This window comes from Pseudomonas sp. IT-P171, assembly GCF_949767765.1.
Taxonomy (GTDB): domain Bacteria; phylum Pseudomonadota; class Gammaproteobacteria; order Pseudomonadales; family Pseudomonadaceae; genus Aquipseudomonas; species Aquipseudomonas fluorescens_B.
The window spans coordinates 95094-118135 of sequence record NZ_CATKQN010000057.1; the positions used below are offsets into that span (position 1 = coordinate 95094).

At 59.1% G+C, this 23042-nt stretch carries 24 protein-coding genes; 21 read left to right on the forward strand and 3 right to left on the reverse strand.

Annotated elements, in window-relative coordinates; translation table 11 throughout:
• The first annotated feature begins 18 nt into the window (after positions 1–18).
• Together ftsB and ispD are read left to right on the forward strand one after the other, a co-directional pair.
• Complete coding sequence (gene ftsB / locus ACM6I5_RS24680; RefSeq protein ID WP_008028992.1) at positions 19–297, forward strand: cell division protein FtsB; 279 nt, start codon at positions 19–21, stop codon at positions 295–297.
• On the forward strand, positions 294–1001 hold the full coding sequence (ispD, locus tag ACM6I5_RS24685; protein WP_017336718.1) for a 2-C-methyl-D-erythritol 4-phosphate cytidylyltransferase: 708 nt from the start codon (positions 294–296) through the stop codon (positions 999–1001). The genes ftsB and ispD overlap by 4 nt, the downstream gene beginning before the upstream one ends.
• A 79-nt stretch (positions 1002–1080) precedes the next feature.
• On the opposite strand, the gene ACM6I5_RS24690 is transcribed toward ispD, so the two are convergent.
• Positions 1081–1977: a LysR substrate-binding domain-containing protein gene (locus ACM6I5_RS24690; protein ID WP_414884873.1), complete on the reverse strand. Its 897-nt coding sequence runs from the start codon at positions 1975–1977 to the stop codon at positions 1081–1083.
• A gap of 107 nt (positions 1978–2084) precedes the next feature.
• Here ACM6I5_RS24690 and ACM6I5_RS24695 point away from each other — a divergent pair, with 107 nt between their 5' ends.
• From ACM6I5_RS24695 to ACM6I5_RS24765, 15 genes are all read left to right on the forward strand, one after another.
• Complete coding sequence (locus ACM6I5_RS24695) at positions 2085–3197, forward strand: S-(hydroxymethyl)glutathione dehydrogenase/class III alcohol dehydrogenase (protein WP_414884874.1); 1113 nt, start codon at positions 2085–2087, stop codon at positions 3195–3197.
• 8 nt (positions 3198–3205) lie between these two features.
• Positions 3206–4051 (forward strand): S-formylglutathione hydrolase, encoded by an 846-nt coding sequence (gene fghA, locus ACM6I5_RS24700; protein ID WP_414879507.1) that lies wholly within the window; start codon positions 3206–3208, stop codon positions 4049–4051.
• Positions 4052–4094: 43 nt separating this feature from the next.
• Complete coding sequence (ispF, locus tag ACM6I5_RS24705; RefSeq protein ID WP_084322292.1) at positions 4095–4568, forward strand: 2-C-methyl-D-erythritol 2,4-cyclodiphosphate synthase; 474 nt, start codon at positions 4095–4097, stop codon at positions 4566–4568.
• Positions 4565–5623, forward strand: coding sequence for a tRNA pseudouridine(13) synthase TruD (gene truD, locus ACM6I5_RS24710; RefSeq protein ID WP_017336723.1), 1059 nt, complete (start codon positions 4565–4567; stop codon positions 5621–5623). The genes ispF and truD overlap by 4 nt, the downstream gene beginning before the upstream one ends.
• Positions 5611–6360, forward strand: coding sequence for a 5'/3'-nucleotidase SurE (gene surE, locus ACM6I5_RS24715; protein ID WP_017336724.1), 750 nt, complete (start codon positions 5611–5613; stop codon positions 6358–6360). The genes truD and surE overlap by 13 nt, the downstream gene beginning before the upstream one ends.
• A 38-nt stretch (positions 6361–6398) precedes the next feature.
• Positions 6399–7034 carry a protein-L-isoaspartate(D-aspartate) O-methyltransferase gene (locus ACM6I5_RS24720; protein WP_174602683.1) on the forward strand — a complete coding sequence of 212 codons (636 nt, stop codon included), beginning with the start codon at positions 6399–6401 and terminating at the stop codon, positions 7032–7034.
• Positions 7035–7236: 202 nt separating this feature from the next.
• Positions 7237–8094 carry a peptidoglycan DD-metalloendopeptidase family protein gene (locus tag ACM6I5_RS24725; protein WP_017336726.1) on the forward strand — a complete coding sequence of 286 codons (858 nt, stop codon included), beginning with the start codon at positions 7237–7239 and terminating at the stop codon, positions 8092–8094.
• A gap of 105 nt (positions 8095–8199) precedes the next feature.
• Positions 8200–9207 (forward strand): RNA polymerase sigma factor RpoS, encoded by a 1008-nt coding sequence (gene rpoS / locus ACM6I5_RS24730; protein ID WP_008154012.1) that lies wholly within the window; start codon positions 8200–8202, stop codon positions 9205–9207.
• Between the two features lie 218 nt (positions 9208–9425).
• On the forward strand, positions 9426–10439 hold the full coding sequence (locus ACM6I5_RS24735; protein WP_414884875.1) for a LacI family DNA-binding transcriptional regulator: 1014 nt from the start codon (positions 9426–9428) through the stop codon (positions 10437–10439).
• A complete protein-coding gene (locus ACM6I5_RS24740) occupies positions 10439–11443 on the forward strand; it encodes an ABC transporter substrate-binding protein (protein ID WP_017336728.1) in 1005 nt (334 codons plus the stop codon). The genes ACM6I5_RS24735 and ACM6I5_RS24740 overlap by 1 nt, the downstream gene beginning before the upstream one ends.
• A 15-nt stretch (positions 11444–11458) precedes the next feature.
• Positions 11459–12313, forward strand: a complete 855-nt coding sequence (locus tag ACM6I5_RS24745) for an ABC transporter permease (protein WP_414884963.1) — start codon at positions 11459–11461, stop codon at positions 12311–12313.
• Complete coding sequence (locus ACM6I5_RS24750) at positions 12310–13104, forward strand: ABC transporter permease (RefSeq protein ID WP_017336730.1); 795 nt, start codon at positions 12310–12312, stop codon at positions 13102–13104. Before ACM6I5_RS24745 ends, ACM6I5_RS24750 begins: the two co-directional genes overlap by 4 nt.
• Positions 13101–14132: an ABC transporter ATP-binding protein gene (locus ACM6I5_RS24755; RefSeq protein ID WP_017336731.1), complete on the forward strand. Its 1032-nt coding sequence runs from the start codon at positions 13101–13103 to the stop codon at positions 14130–14132. The genes ACM6I5_RS24750 and ACM6I5_RS24755 overlap by 4 nt, the downstream gene beginning before the upstream one ends.
• Before the next feature lie 25 nt (positions 14133–14157).
• Complete coding sequence (locus ACM6I5_RS24760; protein ID WP_414884876.1) at positions 14158–14988, forward strand: phosphodiesterase; 831 nt, start codon at positions 14158–14160, stop codon at positions 14986–14988.
• 187 nt (positions 14989–15175) lie between these two features.
• Entirely contained in the window at positions 15176–16495 is a 1320-nt protein-coding gene (locus ACM6I5_RS24765) for an OprD family porin (protein ID WP_414884877.1), read from the forward strand.
• A 431-nt stretch (positions 16496–16926) separates the two neighbouring features.
• Here ACM6I5_RS24765 and fdxA read toward each other — a convergent pair whose 3' ends face one another.
• Both fdxA and mutS read right to left on the reverse strand, forming a co-directional pair.
• Positions 16927–17250, reverse strand: coding sequence for a ferredoxin FdxA (gene fdxA / locus ACM6I5_RS24770; RefSeq protein ID WP_007908827.1), 324 nt, complete (start codon positions 17248–17250; stop codon positions 16927–16929).
• Between the two features lie 142 nt (positions 17251–17392).
• On the reverse strand, positions 17393–19972 hold the full coding sequence (mutS, locus tag ACM6I5_RS24775; RefSeq protein WP_414884878.1) for a DNA mismatch repair protein MutS: 2580 nt from the start codon (positions 19970–19972) through the stop codon (positions 17393–17395).
• A gap of 210 nt (positions 19973–20182) precedes the next feature.
• Here mutS and ACM6I5_RS24780 point away from each other — a divergent pair, with 210 nt between their 5' ends.
• The 4 genes from ACM6I5_RS24780 to ACM6I5_RS24795 all read left to right on the forward strand — a co-directional run bounded on the left by ACM6I5_RS24780 (position 20183) and on the right by ACM6I5_RS24795 (position 23042).
• Positions 20183–20917, forward strand: a complete 735-nt coding sequence (locus ACM6I5_RS24780) for a helix-turn-helix transcriptional regulator (RefSeq protein WP_084322326.1) — start codon at positions 20183–20185, stop codon at positions 20915–20917.
• A 518-nt stretch (positions 20918–21435) separates the two neighbouring features.
• Complete coding sequence (locus tag ACM6I5_RS24785; RefSeq protein ID WP_414884879.1) at positions 21436–22011, forward strand: DUF642 domain-containing protein; 576 nt, start codon at positions 21436–21438, stop codon at positions 22009–22011.
• 70 nt (positions 22012–22081) lie between these two features.
• Entirely contained in the window at positions 22082–22429 is a 348-nt protein-coding gene (locus tag ACM6I5_RS24790) for a phage holin family protein (RefSeq protein WP_017336738.1), read from the forward strand.
• Positions 22430–22517: 88 nt separating this feature from the next.
• Positions 22518–23042 (forward strand): hypothetical protein, encoded by a 525-nt coding sequence (locus ACM6I5_RS24795; protein ID WP_414884880.1) that lies wholly within the window; start codon positions 22518–22520, stop codon positions 23040–23042.

The window sequence follows — 23042 nt, forward strand, 5'->3', positions numbered from 1 at the left end:
CTGGATACCTGATATTCGATGCGCAGTCCCAATTGGTTGTTCCTCGTCTTGCTCTTATTGCTGGCTGGCCTGCAATACCGCCTGTGGGTGGGTAATGGCAGTCTTGCGCAAGTGGCCGAGCTGACTCAGCAGATCGCGGATCAACACGCTGAGAACGAAGGGCTGCTTGAGCGCAATCGGGTGATGGACGCCGAAGTCAGTGAATTGAAAAAAGGCATGGAGACCGTTGAAGAGCGGGCTCGCCATGAGCTGGGCATGGTCAAGGACGGTGAAACCCTTTACCAGTTGGCTCAATGAATTCCCCGTTACCGGCCTTCTGGGCCGTGATTCCTGCCGCGGGCGTCGGTGCCCGTATGGCCGCGGACCGTCCCAAGCAATACTTGCAACTGGGCGGGCGCACTATTCTCGAACACAGCCTTGGTTGTTTCCTTGATCATCCTTCCCTGAAGGGGTTGGTGGTCAGTCTTGCTGTGGATGATCCTTATTGGCCGAATCTGGCGTGCGCTGGCGATTCGCGTATACAGCGGGTTGACGGCGGCGCCGAGCGTTCCGGGTCGGTGCTCAACGCCTTGCTGCATTTGCATGCGCAGGGTGCTGACGATGAGGATTGGGTGTTGGTGCACGATGCTGCACGGCCCAATCTGAGTCGTGATGATCTGGACAAGTTGCTGGTTGAACTGGCTGACGACCCGGTCGGCGGACTGCTGGCGGTTCCGGCTCGCGATACCCTGAAGCGGGTCGACAAACTCGGTCGTGTCGTTGAAACCGTGGATCGCAGTGTGATCTGGCAGGCTTACACGCCGCAGATGTTTCGCCTGGGTGCGCTGCATCGGGCATTGGCTGACAGCCTGGTGGCTGACGCGGTTATCACCGACGAGGCTTCGGCCATGGAATGGGCCGGGCTGGCGCCACGCTTGATAGAAGGGCGTGCCGATAATCTCAAGGTCACCCGGCCTGAAGACCTCGACTGGCTGCGGCAGCGCTGGGCTAATCGTCGCTAAAAGATCGCAGCCTGCGGCAGTTCCAACAGCAGACCGCATTTCCAATGCAGGAGCTGCGGCAGGCTGCTCTCTTTTGATCTTAAATCCGATACTCCGGGCGCTCGGCCAACCCTTCCTTCAAATAATCCACCAACTTGCGAACCTTCGGCGACAGGTGTCGTTGCTGTGGATAAAGCGCCCACACCGCAGTGTTCGGCGGTTGGTGGGCATCCAGCAGCGAAATCAGTTCGCCGCTTTTCAGGTATTCCAGCACGTAGTAATCCGGCAACTGACACAACCCGACACCCTGTAACGCCGCATCCAGCACCGCTTGCCCACTGTTGCAGCGCCAGTTTCCCTGTACGCGCTGGGAAAATTCCCGCCCGTTCTGTTCCAGTTGCCAGAGATCCGAGCTACCGATGAGGCAGTTGTGGCGGCTCAGTTCCGACAAGCTGTGTGGGCGTCCGTACCGTTCCAGGTAGGAAGGCGACGCGCACAGATACATGCGCCGCGGCGCCAGTCGCGCTGCCACCAGCCGCGAGTCCTGAAGGCGGCCGAGGCGGATCGCCAGGTCCAGGCCTTCATGCACCAGGTCCAGTTGCCGGTTGCTCAGTTCGATATCGATTCGAAGTTGCGGGTAAACCCCCATGAATCGCGTTACCAGCGGCACGATGAACCGTTCGCCGTATGCCACGGCGCAGGTCATGCGCAGCATGCCTTTGGGTTCGCTGGTCAGGTCGCCGACCGCTCTTAGCGCTTCTTCACGACCGTCCTGCAAACGCTGGCAATGCTGCAAAAAGGTCTGGCCCGCTTCGGTCAGCGTGACGCGACGGGTGCTGCGGTACAGCAGTCGCGTCTGAAGGCGCTCTTCGAGGCGTACTATCTGTCGACTGATGTGGGAAGAAGAAACCCCAAGCCGTTCTGCGGCAGCCGTGAACTGGCTGCACTCGGCCACGGCGACGAATTCGTCGATACCTTCCCAGCGGTTCTCGGACATCGAGGATTATCCCTGTATGGCAATAATGTTTTGCTTTTGTCCTGATTATTCATCGTAAAGTGCTGTATTACACTCCCTGTCTCGTTTTTATTCACTGGAGAATCCACATGATCAAGTCGCGCGCTGCCGTTGCCTTCGAGGCCAAGAAACCCCTCGAGATCGTTGAGGTCGATGTCGCCATGCCCAAGGCCGGTGAAGTTTTGCTGCGTGTGGTTGCCTCCGGTGTCTGCCATACCGATGCGTACACACTGTCGGGCGCTGATCCGGAAGGTATCTTCCCGTCGATCCTCGGTCACGAAGGTGGCGCGGTGGTTGAAGCCATCGGCGAGGGCGTGACCTCCGTGGCGGTCGGCGATCACGTCATTCCGCTGTACACCCCGGAATGCCGCCAGTGCAAATTCTGCCTGTCGGGCAAGACCAACCTGTGTCAGGCGATTCGTGCGACCCAGGGCAAAGGTCTGATGCCTGATGGCACTACGCGTTTTTCCTACAAGGGTCAGCCGATTTTCCACTACATGGGCACCTCGACGTTCTCCGAGTACACCGTGTTGCCGGAAATCTCCGTCGCCAAAATTCCTAAAGAAGCACCGCTGGAAAAAGTCTGTCTGCTGGGTTGCGGCGTCACCACCGGCATCGGTGCGGTGCTCAACACCGCCAAGGTAAAACCGGGTGATACCGTGGCCATTTTCGGCCTCGGCGGCATCGGTCTGTCGGCGGTGATCGGCGCAGTAAAAGCCAAGGCGGCGCGGATCATTGCCATCGACATCAACCCGGCCAAATTCGAGATCGCCAAGCAGCTCGGTGCAACCGACTGCGTGAACCCGAAAGACTTCGACCGCCCGATCCAGGAAGTCATCGTCGACATGACCGATGGCGGCGTCGACTTTTCCTTCGAATGCATCGGCAACGTCCAATTGATGCGCGCCGCACTTGAGTGCTGCCACAAAGGTTGGGGCGAGTCGGTGATCATCGGCGTGGCCGGTGCAGGCCAGGAAATTTCGACCCGTCCGTTCCAGTTGGTCACCGGTCGCGTCTGGCGCGGTTCGGCGTTCGGCGGTGTGCGCGGTCGCACCGAATTGCCAAGCTATGTCGAAATGGCTGAATCCGGCGAAATCCCGCTGGATACGTTCATCACCCACACCATGGGCCTGGAAGATATCAACAAGGCTTTCGACCTGATGCATGAAGGAAAAAGCATCCGTTCCGTCATCCATTTCTGAGGTCCGCCATGAGCCTGGAAAATATCTCCTGTCAGAAAAGCTTCGGCGGCTGGCATAAGCGTTATCGGCACCGCTCCGATGTGCTGGGCTGCGACATGGTGTTCGCTGTGTACCTGCCGCCACAAGCGGAGCAGGGCGGCAAACTGCCGGTGCTGTACTGGTTGTCCGGCCTGACCTGCACCGACGAGAACTTCATGCAAAAGGCCGGCGCCCTCCGCATGGCCGCGGAGCTCGGGCTGATCATCGTTGCGCCGGACACCAGCCCACGCGGTCCTGATGTGCCGGGTGACCCGGATGGCGCCTGGGACTTCGGTCTCGGCGCCGGGTTTTATCTGAATGCCACGCAGGAGCCGTGGTCGCGCCACTATCGGATGCATGACTATGTCGTGCAGGAATTGCCGGCATTGGTCGAGGCTCATTTCCCTGCTTCGGACAAGCGCGGCATCAGCGGTCATTCCATGGGCGGCCACGGCGCTCTTGTCTGCGCATTGCGCAATCCGGGTCGGTATCAGTCGGTTTCGGCGTTTTCGCCAATCAACAATCCGATGGACTGCCCTTGGGGCCAGAAGGCCTTTTCCCGTTACCTGGGGGAAGACCGTTCGAAATGGCGCGAATGGGATGCCTGCGCGTTGATCGCCGAGGCCGAGGAGAAGCTGCCGCTATTGGTCGACCAAGGGGATCGTGATGATTTCCTGGCTACCCAGCTCAAGCCAGAAGCCTTGCTACAAGCAACCAGGCTGGCCGGTCATCCGCTGACGTTGCGCCTGCAACCCGGCTACGACCACAGCTATTTCTTCATCGCCAGCTTCATCGACGACCACTTGCAACATCACGGACGCGCCCTAGGCGTCTAATGCAGGTAGAATCACGCCCTGACAAAAATCGGGGCGTTTTTTTATGCGTATTGGCCACGGCTATGATGTGCACCGTTTCGCTGAAGGCGATTTCATTACTCTGGGCGGCGTGCGCATTGCACACGGCTTCGGGCTGCTCGCTCACTCCGACGGTGACGTCCTGCTGCACGCCTTGAGCGATGCCTTGCTCGGCGCCGCTGCGCTGGGTGATATCGGCAAGCACTTCCCGGACACCGACCCAAAATTCAAGGGCGCCGACAGCCGTGTGCTGTTGCGTCACGTCGTCGCACTGGTCCACGCCAAAGGCTGGAAAGTCGGCAACGTCGATAACACCATCGTCGCCCAGGCGCCGAAAATGGCCCCGCATATCGAATCGATGCGCGCGCTGATTGCCGCGGATCTTCAAGTTGAGTTGGATCAAGTGAACGTGAAAGCTACCACCACCGAAAAGCTCGGCTTTGTCGGTCGCGAAGAAGGTATCGCCGTGCATTCCGTTGCCTTGTTGCTGCGCGCATGAACGACCTGCAATTGCTCGGCCCGCGTGCCTACGGTGAAGCCCTCGGCACCGCAGTGTTGAAAGCCACGGCGGAAGACTTTCAGGTCGATGAAGTGCTCGACATCCCGCTCAGTGGCGATGGCGAACATTTGTGGATCTGGGTGGAAAAGCGCGGCCTGAATACCGAAGAAGCGGCACGGCGAATTGCCAAGGCAGCGGGTGTGCCATTGCGCACCGTCAGTTACGCCGGACTCAAGGATCGTCAGGCGCTGACGCGCCAGTGGTTCAGCGTGCAGCTGCCGGGCAAGGCTGATCCTGATTTGTCGTCGGCGGAAAACGAGACGCTGAAAATCCTCAAGACCGGTCGACATAAACGCAAGCTGCAGCGCGGTGCTCATTCGGCCAACGGTTTCACCTTGCGCCTGACCCAATTCGCGGGCGACAAAGCGGCCATCGAAGCGCGCCTGCAACTGATCGCCAAACAAGGTATCCCCAATTATTTCGGCGCCCAGCGGTTCGGGTTCGACGGCGGCAACGTGGTCGATGCCCGTGGCTGGGCCGCGCGCAAGGCCTTGCCGGAGCAGCGCAACGTCCGTTCGCGCTTGCTCTCCACTGCCCGTAGTTTTCTGTTCAACCAAGTGCTGGCGGCGCGTGTCGCCGATGGTACGTGGCAGCGGGCTCAAGTCGGAGATCTGCTGGCGTTCACCGACAGCCGAAGCTTCTTCCCGGCCGGTGAAGCCGAGTGCAGCGACCCGCGACTGGCGATTCTCGACCTGCACCCGACCGGCCCGCAGTGGGGCGAAGGTGACTCGCCGGCGATGGGCGCAGTCCATGAACTGGAGCAGGCAATCGCCGCGCGCGAAGCGGATCTGCGCGATTGGTTGATTAACGCCGGTATGAGCCACGAACGTCGCATCCTGCGACTGCCCATTGGTGGGTTGACGTGGCATTATCCCGAGCCTGACATTCTGCAACTGGAATTCGTCCTGCCGGCCGGATGCTTCGCTACCGTATTGGTGCGTGAGCTCGTTGATCTGGTGCCGGTGGGGCAGACGGACAGCCCATGCGTATTCTGATTTCTAACGACGATGGGGTAGCCGCACCCGGTCTCGCCGCGCTTTATGCTGCGCTGGCGGATTACACCGAATGCGTGGTTATCGCCCCGGACCAGGACAAAAGCGGCGCCAGCAGTTCGCTGACGCTCGACCGTCCCTTGCACCCGCAAACCTTGGCCAACGGCTTTATCAGCCTCAACGGCACACCGACCGATTGCGTGCACCTGGGCCTCAACGGCTTGCTGGAGCGCGAACCGGACATGGTGGTTTCCGGTATAAACCTGGGCGCCAACCTGGGGGACGATGTGTTGTATTCCGGCACCGTGGCCGCGGCCCTTGAAGGGCGTTTCCTGGCGCGTCCTTCGTTCGCCTTTTCGTTGGTCTCGCGGCAAGTCGAGAACCTTCCCACCGCCGCTTACTACGCGCGCAAACTGGTGGAAGCCTACGCCGACCTTGACCTGCCACCGCGCACGGTACTGAACGTGAACATTCCCAATTTGCCGCTGGACCACATTCGGGGAATCCAGCTGACTCGCCTCGGTCATCGCGCCCGCGCGGCGGCACCGATGAAAGTGGTCGACCCGCGTGGCAAGTCCGGTTACTGGATCGCTGCGGCGGGCGATGCCGAAGACGGCGGTCCGGGCACCGATTTCCATGCGGTGATGCAAGGCTATGTGTCCATCACGCCACTGCAACTGGATCGCACCTTCAATGATGCCTTCCGAAGCCTCGATGGCTGGCTGGAGGGATTGCGCTAATGGCTCGTGAACAAGACCCGATGCATCGCGGCATCGGGATGACTTCGCAACGCACCCGCGAGCGTCTGATTCAGCGGTTGTATGAAGAGGGCATTTCCAACGCCAAGGTGCTGGAAGTGATCCGCCGAACGCCGCGTCACCTGTTCGTCGACGAGGCACTGGCGCACCGTGCCTATGAAGACACGGCGTTGCCGATCGGCAACAACCAGACGATCTCCCAGCCTTACATGGTGGCCCGCATGAGCGAGCTGCTGCTGGAAGCGGGTCCGCTGGACAAGGTGATGGAAATCGGCACGGGGTCGGGTTATCAGACTGCAATCCTGTCGCAATTGGTCGAGCGGGTTTTTTCCGTCGAGCGCATCAAGGTTTTGCAGGACCGGGCCAAGGAACGTCTGGTCGACCTCAACCTGCGCAACGTGGTCTTCCGTTGGGGCGATGGTTGGGAAGGCTGGCCGGCGCTGGCACCGTACAACGGCATCATCGTGACGGCGGTGGCGACCGATGTGCCCCAGGCATTACTCGACCAGTTGGCACCCGGAGGGCGACTGGTGATACCGGTCGGGTCGGGTGAGGTTCAGCAGTTGATGCTGATCATCCGTGAAGAACACGGGTTTTCCAGGCGTGTTCTGGGGGCGGTGCGTTTCGTTCCACTGCTCAACGGGCCACTGGCCTGAGCATTTGTTTCGTCCCGGTGAATTCTCTTCGATTGCCCCTGTCTTACAGCGGCGTCGATCAGTTAAACGGGATTCATCGTCAGGTAGCAAACGTGTGCTTCGCTTCATTAAAGGTAAAGCCTGCACCGCTCGTTATACTGACGACACTTCATGCCGGGAGCACGGCAATTCCACATTTCAGCCACCACAAAGGGAGCGGCGGGTGAGTCTCACAGTCATTGCGCAGCGAATGGGTATAACGAGCTTTCAGCGCCTGGTGACTGGCCTTGTCTTAAGCACCTTGCTGGTCGGTTGTTCCAGCACCAAATCGGGCGCGGTGCGCGTCGTCGATCGCAACAACGCCGTCGCCCAGCGTCCGGCAGTAACCACGGGCCAATACGTGGTTCGACCTAAAGACACGCTGTTCTCGATCGCCTTTCGCTACGGCTGGGACTACAAAGCCCTCGCGGCGCGCAACAACATTCCTACGCCGTACACGATACATCCGGGTCAGACGATCCGCTTTGACGGTCGCACCGGTTCAACGCCGACGGCGGTGGTCAGCCCGGCCGATTCGGCGCCTTCTTCGTCGAGTAAAACCACTGTAATCCGGCGCCAGCCAAATGGCGCAACTACGACGACAACGGTGGTTGCACCGTCCGTCGCCAACAAGCCAGCACCCGCTCCGATGCCTCCCGCAGGCCCGGCCCCGACCGGCTGGGGATGGCCTTCTAATGGCATCCTGATTGGAAAATTCTCTTCAAACGGTAGTTTGAATAAAGGAATTGATATCGCCGGAGATTTGGGACAGCCTGTTTTAGCTGCGTCTGATGGGACGGTGGTATACGCCGGGAGTGGCTTAAGGGGCTACGGCGAATTAGTCATCATCAAACACAGCGATACCTACGTCAGTGCCTACGGTCACAACCGCAGGCTGTTGGTTCGGGAGGGGCAGCAGGTCAAGGTCGGACAGACAATTGCCGAAATGGGGTCAACGGGTACAGACCGGGTGAAACTGCATTTTGAGATTCGCCGACAAGGTAAACCTGTAGATCCGCTGCAGTTCCTGCCACGTCGTTGATTTGTTACCAGCCTGTTCCGTCACGTAGAGGGAACAGGCTCCAGCGTTGCCAGGGATAAAGGCGCCGCTCGAGCTTGAGGTCGAACTCACCAAAGGACTATAACAATGGCTCTCAGTAAAGAAGTGCCGGAGTTTGACATCGACGATGAGGTTCTCCTGATGGAGACCGGCATCGGTACGGATTCGATGTCGAATGATGAAGGGGCTGCTCCACCTTCCGTTCGTGCCAAATCCAAACACTCCGCCTCGTTAAAGCAGCACAAGTACATTGACTACACGCGTGCACTCGATGCGACGCAGCTGTACCTCAATGAAATCGGCTTTTCCCCTCTGCTGTCCCCCGAAGAAGAAGTTCACTTTGCACGCTTGTCGCAAAGTGGCGATCCGGCCGGGCGCAAACGCATGATTGAAAGCAACCTGCGGCTGGTGGTGAAAATCGCCCGACGCTATGTCAATCGTGGCTTGTCGCTGCTGGACCTGATCGAAGAGGGCAACCTCGGGCTGATCCGGGCGGTAGAGAAATTCGACCCCGAACGTGGCTTCCGCTTTTCGACCTACGCAACCTGGTGGATTCGTCAAACCATCGAGCGCGCGATCATGAATCAGACCCGGACCATCCGGTTGCCGATCCATGTGGTCAAAGAGCTCAACGTGTACCTGAGGGCCGCACGGGAGCTGACGCAAAAACTCGATCACGAACCCTCACCCGAAGAAATCGCCAACCTGCTGGAAAAACCGGTGGGAGAGGTCAAGCGCATGCTCGGCCTGAACGAGCGGGTATCTTCGGTCGACGTCTCGCTGGGTCCGGATTCGGATAAAACCCTGCTGGACACCCTAACCGATGACCGTCCAACCGATCCGTGTGAACTGTTGCAGGATGACGACCTGTCTCAGAGCATCGATCAATGGCTCTCGGAACTGACCGACAAGCAGCGCGAGGTGGTGATACGCCGCTTCGGTCTGCGCGGTCATGAGAGCAGCACGCTGGAAGATGTGGGCCTGGAAATTGGCCTGACCCGTGAGCGCGTCAGACAGATCCAGGTGGAAGGCCTGAAGCGTCTGCGGGAGATTCTGGAGAAAAATGGCTTGTCGAGCGAGTCGCTTTTCCAATAAGCACAGCGCTTGAGCAAGTAGCAAACAACCCCGACTGGTTCGGGGTTTTTTGTGTCTGTAAATCCTGCCGGTCTGTCTGCCTGAGCACAGTGCTGTTCAATCGCGGGTCGGCCCATCGAACGTCGCTTCTGCAATAGAAATGTCATGTTCCTTTACTGGGAACGCCATATTCGCCAAGTAATGTGCTCGTCAATGAGATCGATCTCAAGCGAGTGACAATGACTGATTTAATTGAAGTTGCACGGCTGGCAGGCGTTTCGCGGGCGACCGCGGCCCGGACCTTTTCCTCCCCGGAAGTGGTGCGTCCGGCGACCCGAGAGCAAGTCATGGCGGCGGCGCGTCAACTGGGTTTTCGGCCCAATCGGCTTGGCCGGCAGTTGCGCCTGCAAACCACCAACCTGATCGGGGTCGTGGTGCCCAATCTGCTCAATCCGGTATTCGCTGAGCAAATCCAGGCGATGGAGCGTGCCGCACGTTCACGAGGTTACAACCTGTTGCTGGCGACTACCGACTACAGCAGTGAGCGCGAAAGCTCGGTGGTCGAGGAGTTGTTGCGACAGCGGGTCGACGGTCTTGTTCTCACGGTGACGGACGCCGAGAGCAACCGCGTGTTGCAGAGCCTTGCCAGCGAAGACACCCCGTTTGTGTTGGCCTATCACCAGCCGGGTCATCCGGATTACAGCACCGTGTCGGTCGATAACCGCGCCGGCATGGCGATGGCCACCCGGTATCTGCTCGACGCCGGGCACTCCCGGATCGGCATGGTCGCGGGCCCCGCGTTGCAGTCCGACCGTGCTCGTCTGCGGTATGCCGGGTATTGCGACGCGATGCGCGAGGCCGGCCTCGACAGTTTGCCCGTGATTGAAATGCCTGCTCACACCGAGGCGGAATTCGCCGCCATCGAGCCTCTGCTGCGAGGCCCCCAGGCGATCAGCGCGGTGGTCTGCTCCAACGATTTGCTCGCCATCAGCCTGATCGCGCAATTACGGCGCAATGGTTGGAGCGTTCCCGGGCAACTTTCAATCATTGGTTTCGACGGCATCGCCCTTGGCGCTCAGATGCACCCGACGCTATGCAGCGTCGTTCAACCTATTTCGGAACTGGCCTGCACGGTGATCGAGCAACTGTTGGCACAGATCGCCGGTGCAGCGCCGAATTCCCATTGTCTGTCTTGCCATATCAGGCCGGGCGACAGTATCCAACCCTACGAAATCATACCTGGAGATGTCTGATGTTCCCTTTGCGTAAAACACTGGCGACATTGTTGCTCTGCGGATTGGCCAACCTGAGCCAGGCCGCTGACACTGCGATTTGCTACAACTGCCCGCCGGAATGGGCGGACTGGGGCACGCAGCTCAAGGAAATTGCCAACGCGACCGGCGTGCAGGTGCCGCTGGACAACAAGAATTCAGGTCAGGCCCTGGCGCAGTTGGTCGCCGAACAAGCCGCTCCAGTGGCTGACGTGGTGTATTACGGCGTCACCTTCGGTTTGCAGGCTCAAAAAGCCGGCGTGGTCGACACGTATAAACCCAAGGGTTGGGACCAGATTCCCGCTGGCCTGAAGGACCCGGACGGTCACTGGTTCGCGATTCATTCCGGCACGTTAGGCATCATGGTCAACGTCGACGCACTGGGCGGATTGCCGGTGCCGCAAGGTTGGAACGATCTGCTCAAGCCCGAATACAAAGGCATGGTCGGCTACCTCGACCCCTCAAGCGCTTTCGTCGGTTATGTCTCTGCCGTAGCGATCAACCGGGCCATGGGCGGCAGCCTGGATAACTTCGCGCCTGCCATCGATTATTTCCAGAAGCTGGCGAAAAATACGCCGATCGTGCCCAAGCAGACGGCGTACGCCCGAGTGCTGTCAGGTGAACTGCCGATTCTGGTCGATTACGACTTCAACGCTTATCGCGCGCGCTATAAGGACAACGCCAACGTCGCCTTCGTCATTCCCAAGGAAGGTAGCATCAGCGTGCCTTACGTGATGAGCCTGGTGGGCAACGCCCCGCATCGCGACAATGCGCAGAAGGTGTTGGATTTCGTCCTGTCCGATCAAGGCCAGGCACTCTGGGCCAAGGCTTATCTGCGCCCTGTGCGCGCGATAAAAATGCCCGCCGAGGTGGCCGCGCAGTTCTTGCCGGATAGCGATTATGCCCGGGCGGGTGTGGTCGATTACCAGGAAATGGCCGCGGTCCAGGAAGCTTTTTCGGCACGCTACTTGAAAGAGGTCAAGTAAGTGACGACCTCGTTCTTGAAAGTTCGGGAGGTCCGGTCGGGGCGCGCCATTTTTCCGCGCTGGCGCCCGACCGCTGCTTGGGCGCTGGCGCCGGCCGCAGCCCTGTTGTTCGCGTTCTGGCTGCTACCGCTGGCGCACCTGATTGTTCTGGGTGGGCAGGGACGAGATGGCAGCGCAAGCGGTTACTGGCAGGTGCTGAGTAGCGCGCAATACCTGAGTAGCCTGGCACAAACCTGCCTGCTTGCGCTCGTGGTGACCCTGGCGGCGCTCGTGGTGGGCGGTATCACTGGCGTGTTCCTCGCTCGTCAGCGCTTTTTCGGACGCTCGACACTGGTGGCTTTGCTGACCTTTCCACTGGCGTTTCCTGGTGTGGTCGTCGGCTTCCTGGTGATTCTGCTGGCGGGGCGCCAGGGATTGTTCAGTGCCCTGGGCGTCACGCTGGCGGGGGAGCGCTGGGTCTTTGCCTACTCGTTGGCGGGCTTGTGTGTTGGCTACCTGTACTTCTCGATTCCGAGGGTGATCCTGACGGTGATGGCCGCTTGCGAAAGCCTGGATCGCAGCCTTGAGGAAGCCGCCCACTCGCTGGGAGCGGGTTCCTGGCGAGTGGTCGTGGACGTCATTATTCCCGGTTTGGCGCCGGCCCTGGTTTCCTGCGCGGCTATCTGCTTTGCGACCTCCATGGGCGCGTTCGGCACGGCGTTCACCCTGGGCACGCGCCTCAACGTAACCCCGGTCGCGATTTATAACGTATTTACCAACTACGCCAATTTTGCCGTGGCCGCAGCGTTGTCGGTGGTGCTTGGCGCGGTGACCTGGATCGCGCTCCTGCTGGGCCGGCGACTGGTCACTCCATCGAGGACAATCTTGTGAAGCGTTCCACACTGTTTGTCGGGCAACTGGTCTTCACCTTGCTGGTGTGCGCCTTCATGTTGGTGCCGGTATTGATGTCGCTGATGGCCGGATTGACGCGCAATTATTTTCAGGGGCTGTCCAGCGGCCTGACGTTCGATTGGCTGGTGCAGGTCTGGCTCGCTTACTCATCCACGGTCTGGTTGTCCCTGCAATTGGCGCTAGCCTGTGCGCTCTGCGTCAGTGTGCTTGGCGTGCCGGCGGCGTATGCGCTGGTGCGAATGAACAACCGCTTCAGCCGCGGGTTCGAGGAACTGATGGTGTTGCCAGTGGCGATGCCGGGACTGGCCAGTGCTTTGGCCTTGCTGCTTACCTACGGTCAGTTCGGTGGGTTTCGCAGCAGCTGGTTATTCATCCTTGTAGGTCATGTGTTGTTCACTCTGCCGTTCCTGGTGCGTCCGGTCATGGCGGTGATGCAACGCCAGCATCTGCCGGTATTGGAAGAGGCTGCGGCGAGCCTTGGCGCGGGACCGTTGCGGCGATTCTTCGGCGTGGTGATACCCAACTGCCGAGCAGGGATTCTCGCCGGGGTGCTGATGGTCGTCACGTTGTCGCTGGGCGAGTTCAACCTGACCTGGATGCTGCACACGCCGATGACCAAAACGTTGCCGGTGGGCCTGGCTGACAGCTATGCCTCGGCACGACTGGAGGTCGCCAGTGCTTACACACTTCTATTTCTACTGATGATCGTGCCGCTGCTTATTGCGTTGCAGGCTATCAGTGCCCGTCTCTCCCGCGGAGAAAGTCGATGAGCGGAATCACCATTCGCCTGGAAGGGTGCCGCAAGGCATTTTCCGATGGCACCGTTGCTGTACATGATCTGAACCTGACCATTGAAGCCGGGGAAACGCTGGCGATTCTCGGCCCTTCGGGTTGCGGTAAAACCACCACCCTGCGCCTCATCGCCGGCCTGGAACGGCCGGATGTGGGCCATGTGTTTTTCGCTGACAAGGATGTCACGCGCTTACCGATCGAGCGTCGTGATGTGGGTATGGTGTTTCAAAATTATGCCTTGTTTCCGAATCTGGACGTGGCCGCCAACATTGTTTACGGCCTGAAAATTCGCGGCCTTTCACCCGCCGAGCGCAACAAGCGGTGCTCGGAGTTGCTGGAGCTGGTGGGGCTGCAAGGTCACGAAAAACGCAGTGTTCACGAATTGTCCGGGGGGCAGCGTCAGCGAGTCGCCCTGGCTCGGGCCCTGGCACCCAGACCCAAAGTGCTGCTGCTCGACGAACCTCTGGCGGCGCTGGACGCACAATTGCGTGAACGCCTGCGCAGCGAGCTGGATCAGTTGCTCCGCGGATTGGGGGTGACCTCGGTATTTGTCACCCATGATCAGGGCGAGGCGATGGCGCTGGGCGATCGCATTCTGGTCATGGAGCGCGGTCGGGTCGCGCAATTGGGCACTCCACGGGAAATCTATCGGCAGCCGGCCAACACGTTTGTCGCCAGTTTCGTCGGCAATCTCAACGCTTTTCCGGTGATCGAGCACACGCCCTCGGGCTTGAAAGTCAGCGGCGGTGAATTGCCGTGGAGGGGCGCGCATCCCCCTTCCACCGTATATTGCCGCCCTGAACACTTACGGGTGATGCCCGGCGGCGGTCATCTGTCCGGGCGCCTGGTAGGGCAATTTTTCCAGGGGGCACAAAGCCGCTTGTTGGTCGATGTCGGCGCTGCACAGCCGCTGATGGTGGACAGCGCAGACGGCGTGATCCACGACTTTGGCGCGCTGATTGCTCTGGGCATCGAGCCGCAGCAGCTGTTCACCCTGCAACCGTAATGTTCTGGTCATTAGTGAGTGAATTTTGAATCGTTCGTTTCTCATTGCGCAGCTCAGTGATCTGCACCTGAAAGCTGATCACAAGCTGACCTACGGCGTCGTTGATACCACTGGCGCGCTGCGTCGTGCGGTCGATCAATTGAATGCCAGTCATCCGCGCCCGGATATTGTGGTGATCAGCGGCGATCTGGTGGACTTCGGCCGTCCTGATGAATATGCCGTGCTGCGTTCCGAACTGGAGCGGCTGCACATGCCTTGCTACCTGGTGCCTGGCAACCACGACAATCGCGAGCATTTGCAGGCGGCCTTTACAGATCACGCCTATTTGCCGACATCGACGGGTGCTCCGCTGGACTGGGTGGTGGAGCAGCATCCGGTGCGCCTTATCGGTTTGGATACGACCATTCCCGATGCCCATGGTGGCCGTGTGCTGGACAGTCAATTGCGTTGGCTCGACGAACAATTGGTACTTCGTCCCGACGTCCCGACGCTGTTGATCCTGCATCACCCGCCGTTCATCAGCGGTATTGGCCACATGGATCGTGAACCGTTTATCAACGCCTTGGCGCTGGAGCGGGTCATTGCCCGGCACCCGCAGGTGGAGCGCTTGCTGTGCGGGCATTTACATCGATCAATGCAGCGGCGTTTCGGCGGCAGTCTGAGTTGCGTATGCCCGGGGACCTCACATCAGATCGTGCTGGATCTGCAGCCCACGGCGCCGGCGCATTTCAATCTTGAACCACCCGGTTATCTGCTGCATCGCTGGGATGCACAGGCGCTGACGACCCACAACGTCGTTGTTGGCGAGTATCCCGGCCCGTATCCGTTTTATGACGCTCATGGACTGATCGACTGAAACAAAGGGACTTTCAAGGCGCTTTCCTGACAGGGTTCTTCGGAGGTTTTTAACCACTATTACTTCTGCTGATTCGCAAGTTTTTTGAAGACTATTTAATGCATCGGCCAATCCTTTGATTGGCGGGGTGCTTCCTGCTGCCATTTTAATAGACCCGGAACAGAGTTCCGCGCTGGAGTTCGTCCTGATGAAAACCACGTTAAAAGTACTGAGTTGTTTGATCGGCGTTCTGGGTGTTGCCATGAGTCCGTTGGCGAGTGCTGAATTTATCAAAGACAGCAAAGCCAACTTGAATTTGCGTAACTTCTATTTCAACAACGATAACCGCGACGGTGCCGCCGCTCCTTCGAAGACCGAAGAGTGGGGGCAAGCCTTCATGCTCAATTATCAATCCGGATTTACCGATGGAACCGTGGGGTTCGGTCTGGACGCCATAGGCCTGCTGGGTTTGAAGCTCGACAGCGGCGCGGGGCGCCATGTCGGCGGGTCAATGTTTCCCAACGATGGCGACAAAGCGGCAGATCAATGGAGCCGTATGGGCGCGACGGCCAAGATGCGTTTCTCCAAAACCGAACTGCGCTACGGGACCTTGCAGCCCAAGTTGCCCATTCTGGTTTCCAACGACGGGCGTCTCCTGCCTCAAACTTTTGAAGGCGGACAAGTCACTAGCAATGAAATCGACAATCTGACCCTCACCGCCGGTCAACTGGAGCACGCCACCGGGCGTGCTTCCAGTGATCGCGCGGGGCTGGCCGTTGCGGGCGCCACTCAGGAAAGTAATAAATTCAGCTTTGCCGGTGGCGACTACAAACTGACCAAGGATCTGACCGCCCAGTATTACTACGCCAATCTTGAAGACTATTACAATCAGCACTTCGTTGGGTTACTGCATGTTTTGCCCCTGGACGAATACGGTTCATTGAAAACCGACTTGCGTTATTTCAAGACCACCTCCGACGGTAAAAACAGCACCGTGGCCGGTCGCGCCGGTGGCTATAAAATGGGCGGCTACAGCAAAGACCGTAGTGGTGAAATCGACAACGATACCTGGAGCGCGGCGTTCATTTATTCATTGGGCGGGCATGCGATTACCGCGGGCTATCAAAGCGTTTCCGACGACAGCAACTTTGCACAGCTGAATCAGGGTGGGCTGGTGGGCAAAGGTGAAGGCGGCGCGAGTCTTTATCTCTATACCGACCGTACCATTCAAACATTCATCCAGGCCGGTGAGCGCACCGCATTCGCACAATACGCATATGACTTTTCCGCGCTGGGCGTTCCTGGGTTGAAGGCGTCCGTGATGTACCTCAAAGGCGACAATATCAAGACTGTCAGCGGCAATGATGCCAGCGAATGGGAGCGCGATATCTCGCTGGACTATGTGATTCAGAGTGGCGCACTGAAAAATGTGGGGTTTGGCTGGCGTAACGGCATGGCCCGAAGCGATATCGCTCGCGATCAGGATCAGAATCGTCTGATCGTGAGCTATACGATTCCATTGATGTAGGTATGGAGGCGTGTAAGCGATAGAGCATAACGGTTGGTGACCTTCCTAAAGCGTTGTAGGTCTTGGCTTACTCTTCCGTAAGTGTTCGTTGTGTTTACACCCGGCCAAAGTGCCCAAGGGAGTCGGGTATGAGACCTGCCTCCCCGATTTAACGGGGTGTTGGTCAACGTTAACGCTACACGGCCACGTTTTTTTCGCCGCGGGTCCCGATTGCGTTACGCCATTAACCCTCTAGTATCGGTGCTGTGTCGACGGACAGACACGCCCTTCAAGGATGAGGGGAAAGGACATTGCAGGACGCGATTCATCAGGACGATGAAAAGGAACACAGGGAATAGGGAAAAAATGTGGGCGGGTCAAACCGCCCCTTTTTTTGCCTGCAGAAAAGCAAAAAAGGCCCGCAAGGGGCCTTTTCGGGAACGCGGGGGAAATCAGCGTTCGAGATCTTTGATCTTGCCTTTGACGCCATCCCACTCTTCGGCATCGGGCAGCGATTCTTTCTTCTCGGTGATGTTGGGCCAGATTTCGGCCAGCTCAACGTTCAGCTGAATGAATTCCTGCATCTCTTCCGGGACTTCATCTTCAGAGAAGATGGCCACGGCAGGGCATTCTGGTTCGCACAGTGCGCAGTCGATGCACTCATCCGGGTGAATCACCAGGAAGTTCGGGCCTTCGTAAAAGCAGTCCACCGGACAGACTTCTACGCAGTCGGTGTACTTGCACTTGATGCAGTTGTCGGTGACGACGAAGGTCATTTCTAATTTTCTCCTCAGGCGGCGGCAGCGGAGCCCCTTCACGTTGGGGTCGCCAGGTTTGGGAGCGATAGTCTGCAGGCCAGGCTATTGGCCTGCAGCATCCCAAACCGCGCGAGATTCTAACAGCTTGCAGGCAAGTGCGTTAGATCCGTGTCTTTAGTGTATAGAGCATTTCGAGCGCGCGACGCGGCGTCAGGTCATCCAGATCCAGTTTGGCCAGTTCATCGAGCACCGGATGGGGCAGGCTGGCGAACATGTCGCTCTGTTGCGGCGCGGCCGTTTTGCCTTTGGCAGCCTTGGGCACTTCATGGGGCAGCGCGGTGGCTTCCAGGCGACCCAGGTGCTCGCGAGCGCGCACGATCACTTCGCTCGGCACGCCGGCCAGCTGCGCAACGGCCAGGCCATAGCTCTGGCTGGCAGGCCCTGGCAGCACGTGGTGCAGGAACACGATGCGCTCGTTGTGCTCAGTGGCATTGAGGTGCACGTTGGCCACCAGCGGTTGCGCTTCCGGTAGCACCGTCAGTTCGAAGTAGTGGGTGGCGAACAGCGTGTAAGCCCGCAGGTGCGCCAGGCGTTCGGCCGCAGCCCACGCCAGGGAAAGACCGTCGAAGGTGCTGGTGCCGCGACCGACTTCGTCCATCAGCACCAGGCTGCGCTCGGTGGCATTGTGCAGAATGTTGGCGGTTTCGCTCATTTCGACCATGAAGGTCGAACGTCCACCGGCCAGGTCATCGCTGGAACCGATCCGGGTGAAGATGCGGTCCACCAGCGACAGTTCGCAACTGGCCGCCGGCACGAAACTGCCGATGTGTGCCAGCAACACGATCAGTGCGGTCTGGCGCATGTAGGTGGATTTACCACCCATGTTCGGACCGGTGATCACCAGCATGCGGGTATTGTCGTCGAGGCTCAGGTCGTTGGCCACGAACGGCGTGGTCAGCACTTGCTCGACCACCGGGTGACGGCCCTGGCTGATGCGCATGCAGGGCTCGTCGACGAAGCGCGGGCAATTCAGATCGAGATTCAATGCGCGTTCGGCGAGGTTGCTCAGTACATCCAGTTCGGCCAATGCCGCGGCGGTGTCTTGCAGCGGTGGCAACTGGGCGATCAGGTCTTCGAGCAGCGCTTCGTAAAGCATCTTTTCGCGAGCCAGGGCGCGGCTCTTGGCCGACAGTGCCTTGTCCTCGAACGCCTTGAGTTCCGGCGTGATAAAACGCTCTGCGCCTTTCAGCGTCTGGCGACGAATGTAGTCGGCCGGCGCCGATTCGGCCTGCTTGCTCGGCAACTCGATGAAGTAACCGTGAATGCGGTTGTAACCGACTTTCAGGTGCGACAGGCCGGTGCGGGCCTTCTCGCGTGCTTCCAGATCGATCAGGAACTGTCCGGCGTTTTCGCTCAGCGATTGCAGGTCGTCGAGCTCGCTGTCGTAACCGGTTTTCAACACGCCGCCATCGCGGATCACCGCAGGCGGGTTGTCGATGATGGCTTTTTCCAGCAGTGCCGCCAGTTCCGGGTAGGTGCTGGTGGTCTTGGCCAGTTGAATGATGTGCGGCGCTTCCAGCTCGGTCATCGCCACTTGCAACTCAGGCAGTGCACCGAGTGCATCGCGCAGACGAGCGAGGTCGCGAGGACGGGCGTTACGCAGACCGATCCGCGCCAGAATCCGCTCGATGTCACCGATTTCCTTGAGCTGCGGTTGCAGCTTTTCGAAACGGTAGCCGTCGAGCAGGCAAGTGATCGAGGTCTGGCGTGACAGCAAAACCTTCAGGTCGCGCAACGGCCGGTTCAACCAGCGGGTCAGCAGGCGACTGCCCATCGCGGTCTGGCAGCGATCAACCACCGATTGCAGCGTATTGTCGCGACCACCGGCGAGGTTGGTATCGAGTTCCAGGTTGCGGCGGCTCGCGCCATCCAGCACCACGGTGTCGTCCAGGCGTTCATGCCGCAGGCTGCGCAAATGGGGCAGGGCGGTGCGCTGGGTTTCCTTGGCGTAGCTGAGCAGGCAACCGGCGGCGCCGATGGCCAGGGTCAGGTTCTCGCAACCGAAACCTTTCAGGTCCTGGGTCGAGAATTGCTGGCAGAGACTTTTCAGCGCCGAGTCACGCTCGAAATCCCACGGCGCACGACGACGTACCCCACGGCGTTTTTCCGCCGGCAAATCCTTCGGCCAGTCATCCGGGATCATCAGCTCCACCGGATTGACCCGCTCCAGTTCCGCCAGCAGGTTTTCCCAGCCCTTGATCTCCAGCACGGTGAAGTTGCCGCTGGGGATGTCCAGCACCGCCAGCCCGAACAGGCGCTCGTCACCCAGCACCGCCGCGATCAGGTTATCCCGACGCTCATCCAGCAGCGCTTCATCACTGACCGTACCCGGCGTGATGATCCGCACCACCTGGCGATCCACTGGCCCCTTGCTGGTCGCCGGATCGCCGACCTGCTCACAGATCACCACCGATTCGCCAAGCTTCACCAGTTTCGCCAGGTAACCTTCCGCGGCATGGTAAGGAATCCCGCACATCGGAATCGCCTGACCGGCCGACTGCCCACGGGCGGTCAGGGTGATGTCCAGCAACTTGGCGGCCTTCTTCGCGTCTTCATAGAAGATCTCGTAGAAGTCACCCATGCGGTAGAACATAAGCTGGTCGGGGTGCTGGTTCTTCAGGCGCCAGTACTGCTGCATCATTGGCGTGTGAGAGGACAGATCGGTGAGTGCTTTATTCATCGGATATCAGGCAAATTCGTTGAAAGGTGTAGGGCAAAGGAGGGACATCGGCCCGGCTTTTCCGCGATGGGCGCAAGGTTAACATGGGCGGTCCACCCGACGCAGGCATGAAAGCGGCGGGATACCTTTCTGCCGTCCATACACAATTTATGCGCTATTTATGCAATTATGCATTTGCCTACGAAAAAAAGATCAAGCACTATGCGCGTTATGCAAAAACGCAATGTTTCTACCGTCTTAAGAGCGCTGCTCGATCAGCACGGGATCTCCCCCACGGAGCTTCACCGTCGCACCGGCGTGCCTCAATCCACTCTCTCGCGCATCCTCAGCGGGAAGATCGTCGATCCTTCGGACAAACACATTTCGAAGATCGCCGAGTACTTCGCCGTGAGCACCGACCAGTTGCGGGGCCGTGCGGATGTCGCGCCTGCCGTCAATTCCGGTCGCGATGAACTGCATTCGGAACTCAAGGACATAAGCCTGTGGGATGACGATACGCCCGTCGATGACGACGAGGTGTCAGTCCCCTTTCTTCGCGAGGTTGAATTGGCTGCTGGATCAGGAAGATTCGTCATCGAAGAAAGCGAGCGCTCCAGCCTGCGCTTCGGCAAACGCAGCCTGCGCCACAACGGTGTGCAGTTCGACCAGGCCAAATGCGTGACGGTGCGTGGCAACAGTATGTTGCCGGTACTGCGCGACGGCGCCACCGTGGGGGTCAATGCCGGCAAATGCGGGATTGGCGACATCGTCGATGGCGACCTGTATGCCATCAACCATAACGGCCAGTTGCGGGTTAAACAGCTTTATCGCCTGCCGACGGGAATTCGCCTGCGCAGCTTCAATCGCGATGAGCATCCGGACGAGGACTACACCTTCCAGGAGATCCAGGAAGAACAGATTGTCATCCTCGGCCACGTCTTCTGGTGGGGCATGTACGCCCGTTAACCTCATCGCTGTCAGATAAAACCCGCCACTGCGCGGGTTTTTTTTCGCCTGCTGAAAACCGTCAACGCCTTTGTCTGTGGGGCTTTCATGCGCCAATGCATTTAAAGCGCATAAATAAATGCATTTATGCATTGACTGTATATGCATCTATGCATATTCTTTGTCTCAAGCCGCTCAACAAAGCAGCTCGAAACGAAGTTCTTTAGTTCCACCACAAAGGCAGCGATGAACCGGCCTCAACGGTTCAGAGGGTTGGCAACTGACCCGGGTGTGCAGCGTAAAGCACCAGAAGCAGTTATCCGGCGGGCAGGGACCGCGGTCGGAAAAACAATCTGAATGGACCCGTACCGCGCCAGTAGCGCCGAAAGGTCAACGCGAAGGATCGCATTACTGAAAAGCCCGGGTGACCGGGCTTTTTGGAATGCCTGCCTGAAGTCAGGCATATCAACCCCGCATTTGGGGTTTGCCTGTGCAGCAACTGCTGCGTAATCAATACATCTCACTCAACAGGTACAACCATGAACGGAATCAAAAAAATCATTGCCCCGCTGATGCTGGCTCTCGTCGGTGCTGCCGGCAGCGCTACTGCGGCGAACCTTCTGGTCAACGGCAGCTTTGAACAACCCGGCTGCAGCGACAGCTGCGTGCTGGACACGACCGCGAAAACCAATTTCATCACGGGCTGGACGACCTTTCTGTCGGGTGCCGAGTATTTCAACATGCGCGCTTCGATCCCTGGCTCTGCTGCAGCGGAAGGCGCAGTGATCGTCGATCTGGCTAACAACGTTTACAGCAATGGCGGCGGGATTCAGCAGAACTTTGCCACCGTGCCAGGGGCCAAGTACCGATTGACTTTCAGCATGGGCAATTCGCTGTACGCCAACCGATCCGGTGATGGTGTCGTGCAAGTGAAAGTGGCCGGTCAGACCGCGCTCTTCAACACGCCGACGGCCAAGGGTGGCGTCGTCGAGTGGAATACCGTGACTTACGACTTCACGGCTATCACGTCTCAAACGACCCTGGCCTTTTCCAACGAGCAGAACCCGTACGTCAACTTCGCTTTCATCGACAACGTGATCGTTGAAAAGCTGTAGTTCTTCGTCGATCAAAACCAGCCGGCTCATTTCCGAGAGGCCCATCTCATCGATCCCAAGGAGGCGTGACATGACAAACGAGCAACAAGCGTTGCTGGACATGCCGATCTGGCTGGTCATCGTGCTCGCCGTGATGGGCGGGGTGTCTGGCGAAATGTGGCGTGCCGACAAGGAGGGCGCCCGGGGTTGGTCATTGCTGCGGCGCCTGGCCTTGCGTTCCGGGGCGTGCATGATCTGCGGGGTCTCGGCCATCATGCTGCTGTACGCCGCCGGCATGTCGATCTGGGCGGCTGGCGCGTTCGGTTGCCTCACGGCAATGGCCGGCGCCGACGTCGCCATCGGCCTTTATGAGCGCTGGGCGGCCAAGCGGATCGGCGTGTGCGAAGTACCGCCGCGTGATTCCCGCCCGGATCAATAAAACCAATCCCCGTTGCCGTTCTGGCAACGCCGACACGCTGCATCCCCCGCGCAGCCGAACGCTTCAATCTTTGAACTGGAAACCCCCTATGTCCCTCGACATCGATAAGCCGTCGCGGCTGTTGTTTGCCATTGCCGAAGCGCTGCGCTCGGCTGACCCGGGTTTGAAAGTCGGAGCTCGTCAGGACTTCGACGGCACGTTCGATCAGGCGTGGATCCTGATCGCCCTCGAACGCAATGCAAGCGGCGAGCGCGCCCAGGACGGACGCATCGCTCATGTCCTGACGTTCTCGCTGCAAATCGTTGTATCCCCAACGCTGGATAACCCTGGGTTGGCCGCTTGCGATCTGGCAGCCGTCCTCAAGGGATGGGTGACGGATAACCGATGGGGGCTGCCAGGTAGCCAATGCGATTTGCCCGTGAACATCGATGCCTTGCCGTCGACGCTCATCAGCGGTTCGCAGGAGTACCTCGCCTGGACCCTTTCCTTCACCCAGACGATTTACCTCGGCGCATTACTGCTGGACGACCCGCTGGGCATCCCGAAATTCGCCAAAACCTGGGAAGTCTCGAACATCGACGACCCGGACCAATACACCGCACTCGAGGGCTGA

Bases quoted from the DNA above. Each gene is read 5' to 3' on its own strand.
- ftsB (WP_008028992.1), top strand. From the start codon at position 19: ATGCGCAGTCCCAATTGGTTGTTCCTCGTCTTGCTCTTATTGCTGGCT.
- ispD (WP_017336718.1), top strand. From the start codon at position 294: ATGAATTCCCCGTTACCGGCCTTCTGGGCCGTGATTCCTGCCGCGGGC.
- ACM6I5_RS24690 (WP_414884873.1), bottom strand. From the start codon at position 1,977: ATGTCCGAGAACCGCTGGGAAGGTATCGACGAATTCGTCGCCGTGGCC.
- ACM6I5_RS24695 (WP_414884874.1), top strand. From the start codon at position 2,085: ATGATCAAGTCGCGCGCTGCCGTTGCCTTCGAGGCCAAGAAACCCCTC.
- fghA (WP_414879507.1), top strand. From the start codon at position 3,206: ATGAGCCTGGAAAATATCTCCTGTCAGAAAAGCTTCGGCGGCTGGCAT.
- ispF (WP_084322292.1), top strand. From the start codon at position 4,095: ATGCGTATTGGCCACGGCTATGATGTGCACCGTTTCGCTGAAGGCGAT.
- truD (WP_017336723.1), top strand. From the start codon at position 4,565: ATGAACGACCTGCAATTGCTCGGCCCGCGTGCCTACGGTGAAGCCCTC.
- surE (WP_017336724.1), top strand. From the start codon at position 5,611: ATGCGTATTCTGATTTCTAACGACGATGGGGTAGCCGCACCCGGTCTC.
- ACM6I5_RS24720 (WP_174602683.1), top strand. From the start codon at position 6,399: ATGACTTCGCAACGCACCCGCGAGCGTCTGATTCAGCGGTTGTATGAA.
- rpoS (WP_008154012.1), top strand. From the start codon at position 8,200: ATGGCTCTCAGTAAAGAAGTGCCGGAGTTTGACATCGACGATGAGGTT.
- ACM6I5_RS24735 (WP_414884875.1), top strand. From the start codon at position 9,426: ATGACTGATTTAATTGAAGTTGCACGGCTGGCAGGCGTTTCGCGGGCG.
- ACM6I5_RS24740 (WP_017336728.1), top strand. From the start codon at position 10,439: ATGTTCCCTTTGCGTAAAACACTGGCGACATTGTTGCTCTGCGGATTG.
- ACM6I5_RS24755 (WP_017336731.1), top strand. From the start codon at position 13,101: ATGAGCGGAATCACCATTCGCCTGGAAGGGTGCCGCAAGGCATTTTCC.
- ACM6I5_RS24765 (WP_414884877.1), top strand. From the start codon at position 15,176: ATGAAAACCACGTTAAAAGTACTGAGTTGTTTGATCGGCGTTCTGGGT.
- fdxA (WP_007908827.1), bottom strand. From the start codon at position 17,250: ATGACCTTCGTCGTCACCGACAACTGCATCAAGTGCAAGTACACCGAC.
- mutS (WP_414884878.1), bottom strand. From the start codon at position 19,972: ATGAATAAAGCACTCACCGATCTGTCCTCTCACACGCCAATGATGCAG.
- ACM6I5_RS24780 (WP_084322326.1), top strand. From the start codon at position 20,183: ATGCAAAAACGCAATGTTTCTACCGTCTTAAGAGCGCTGCTCGATCAG.
- ACM6I5_RS24785 (WP_414884879.1), top strand. From the start codon at position 21,436: ATGAACGGAATCAAAAAAATCATTGCCCCGCTGATGCTGGCTCTCGTC.
- ACM6I5_RS24790 (WP_017336738.1), top strand. From the start codon at position 22,082: ATGACAAACGAGCAACAAGCGTTGCTGGACATGCCGATCTGGCTGGTC.
- ACM6I5_RS24795 (WP_414884880.1), top strand. From the start codon at position 22,518: ATGTCCCTCGACATCGATAAGCCGTCGCGGCTGTTGTTTGCCATTGCC.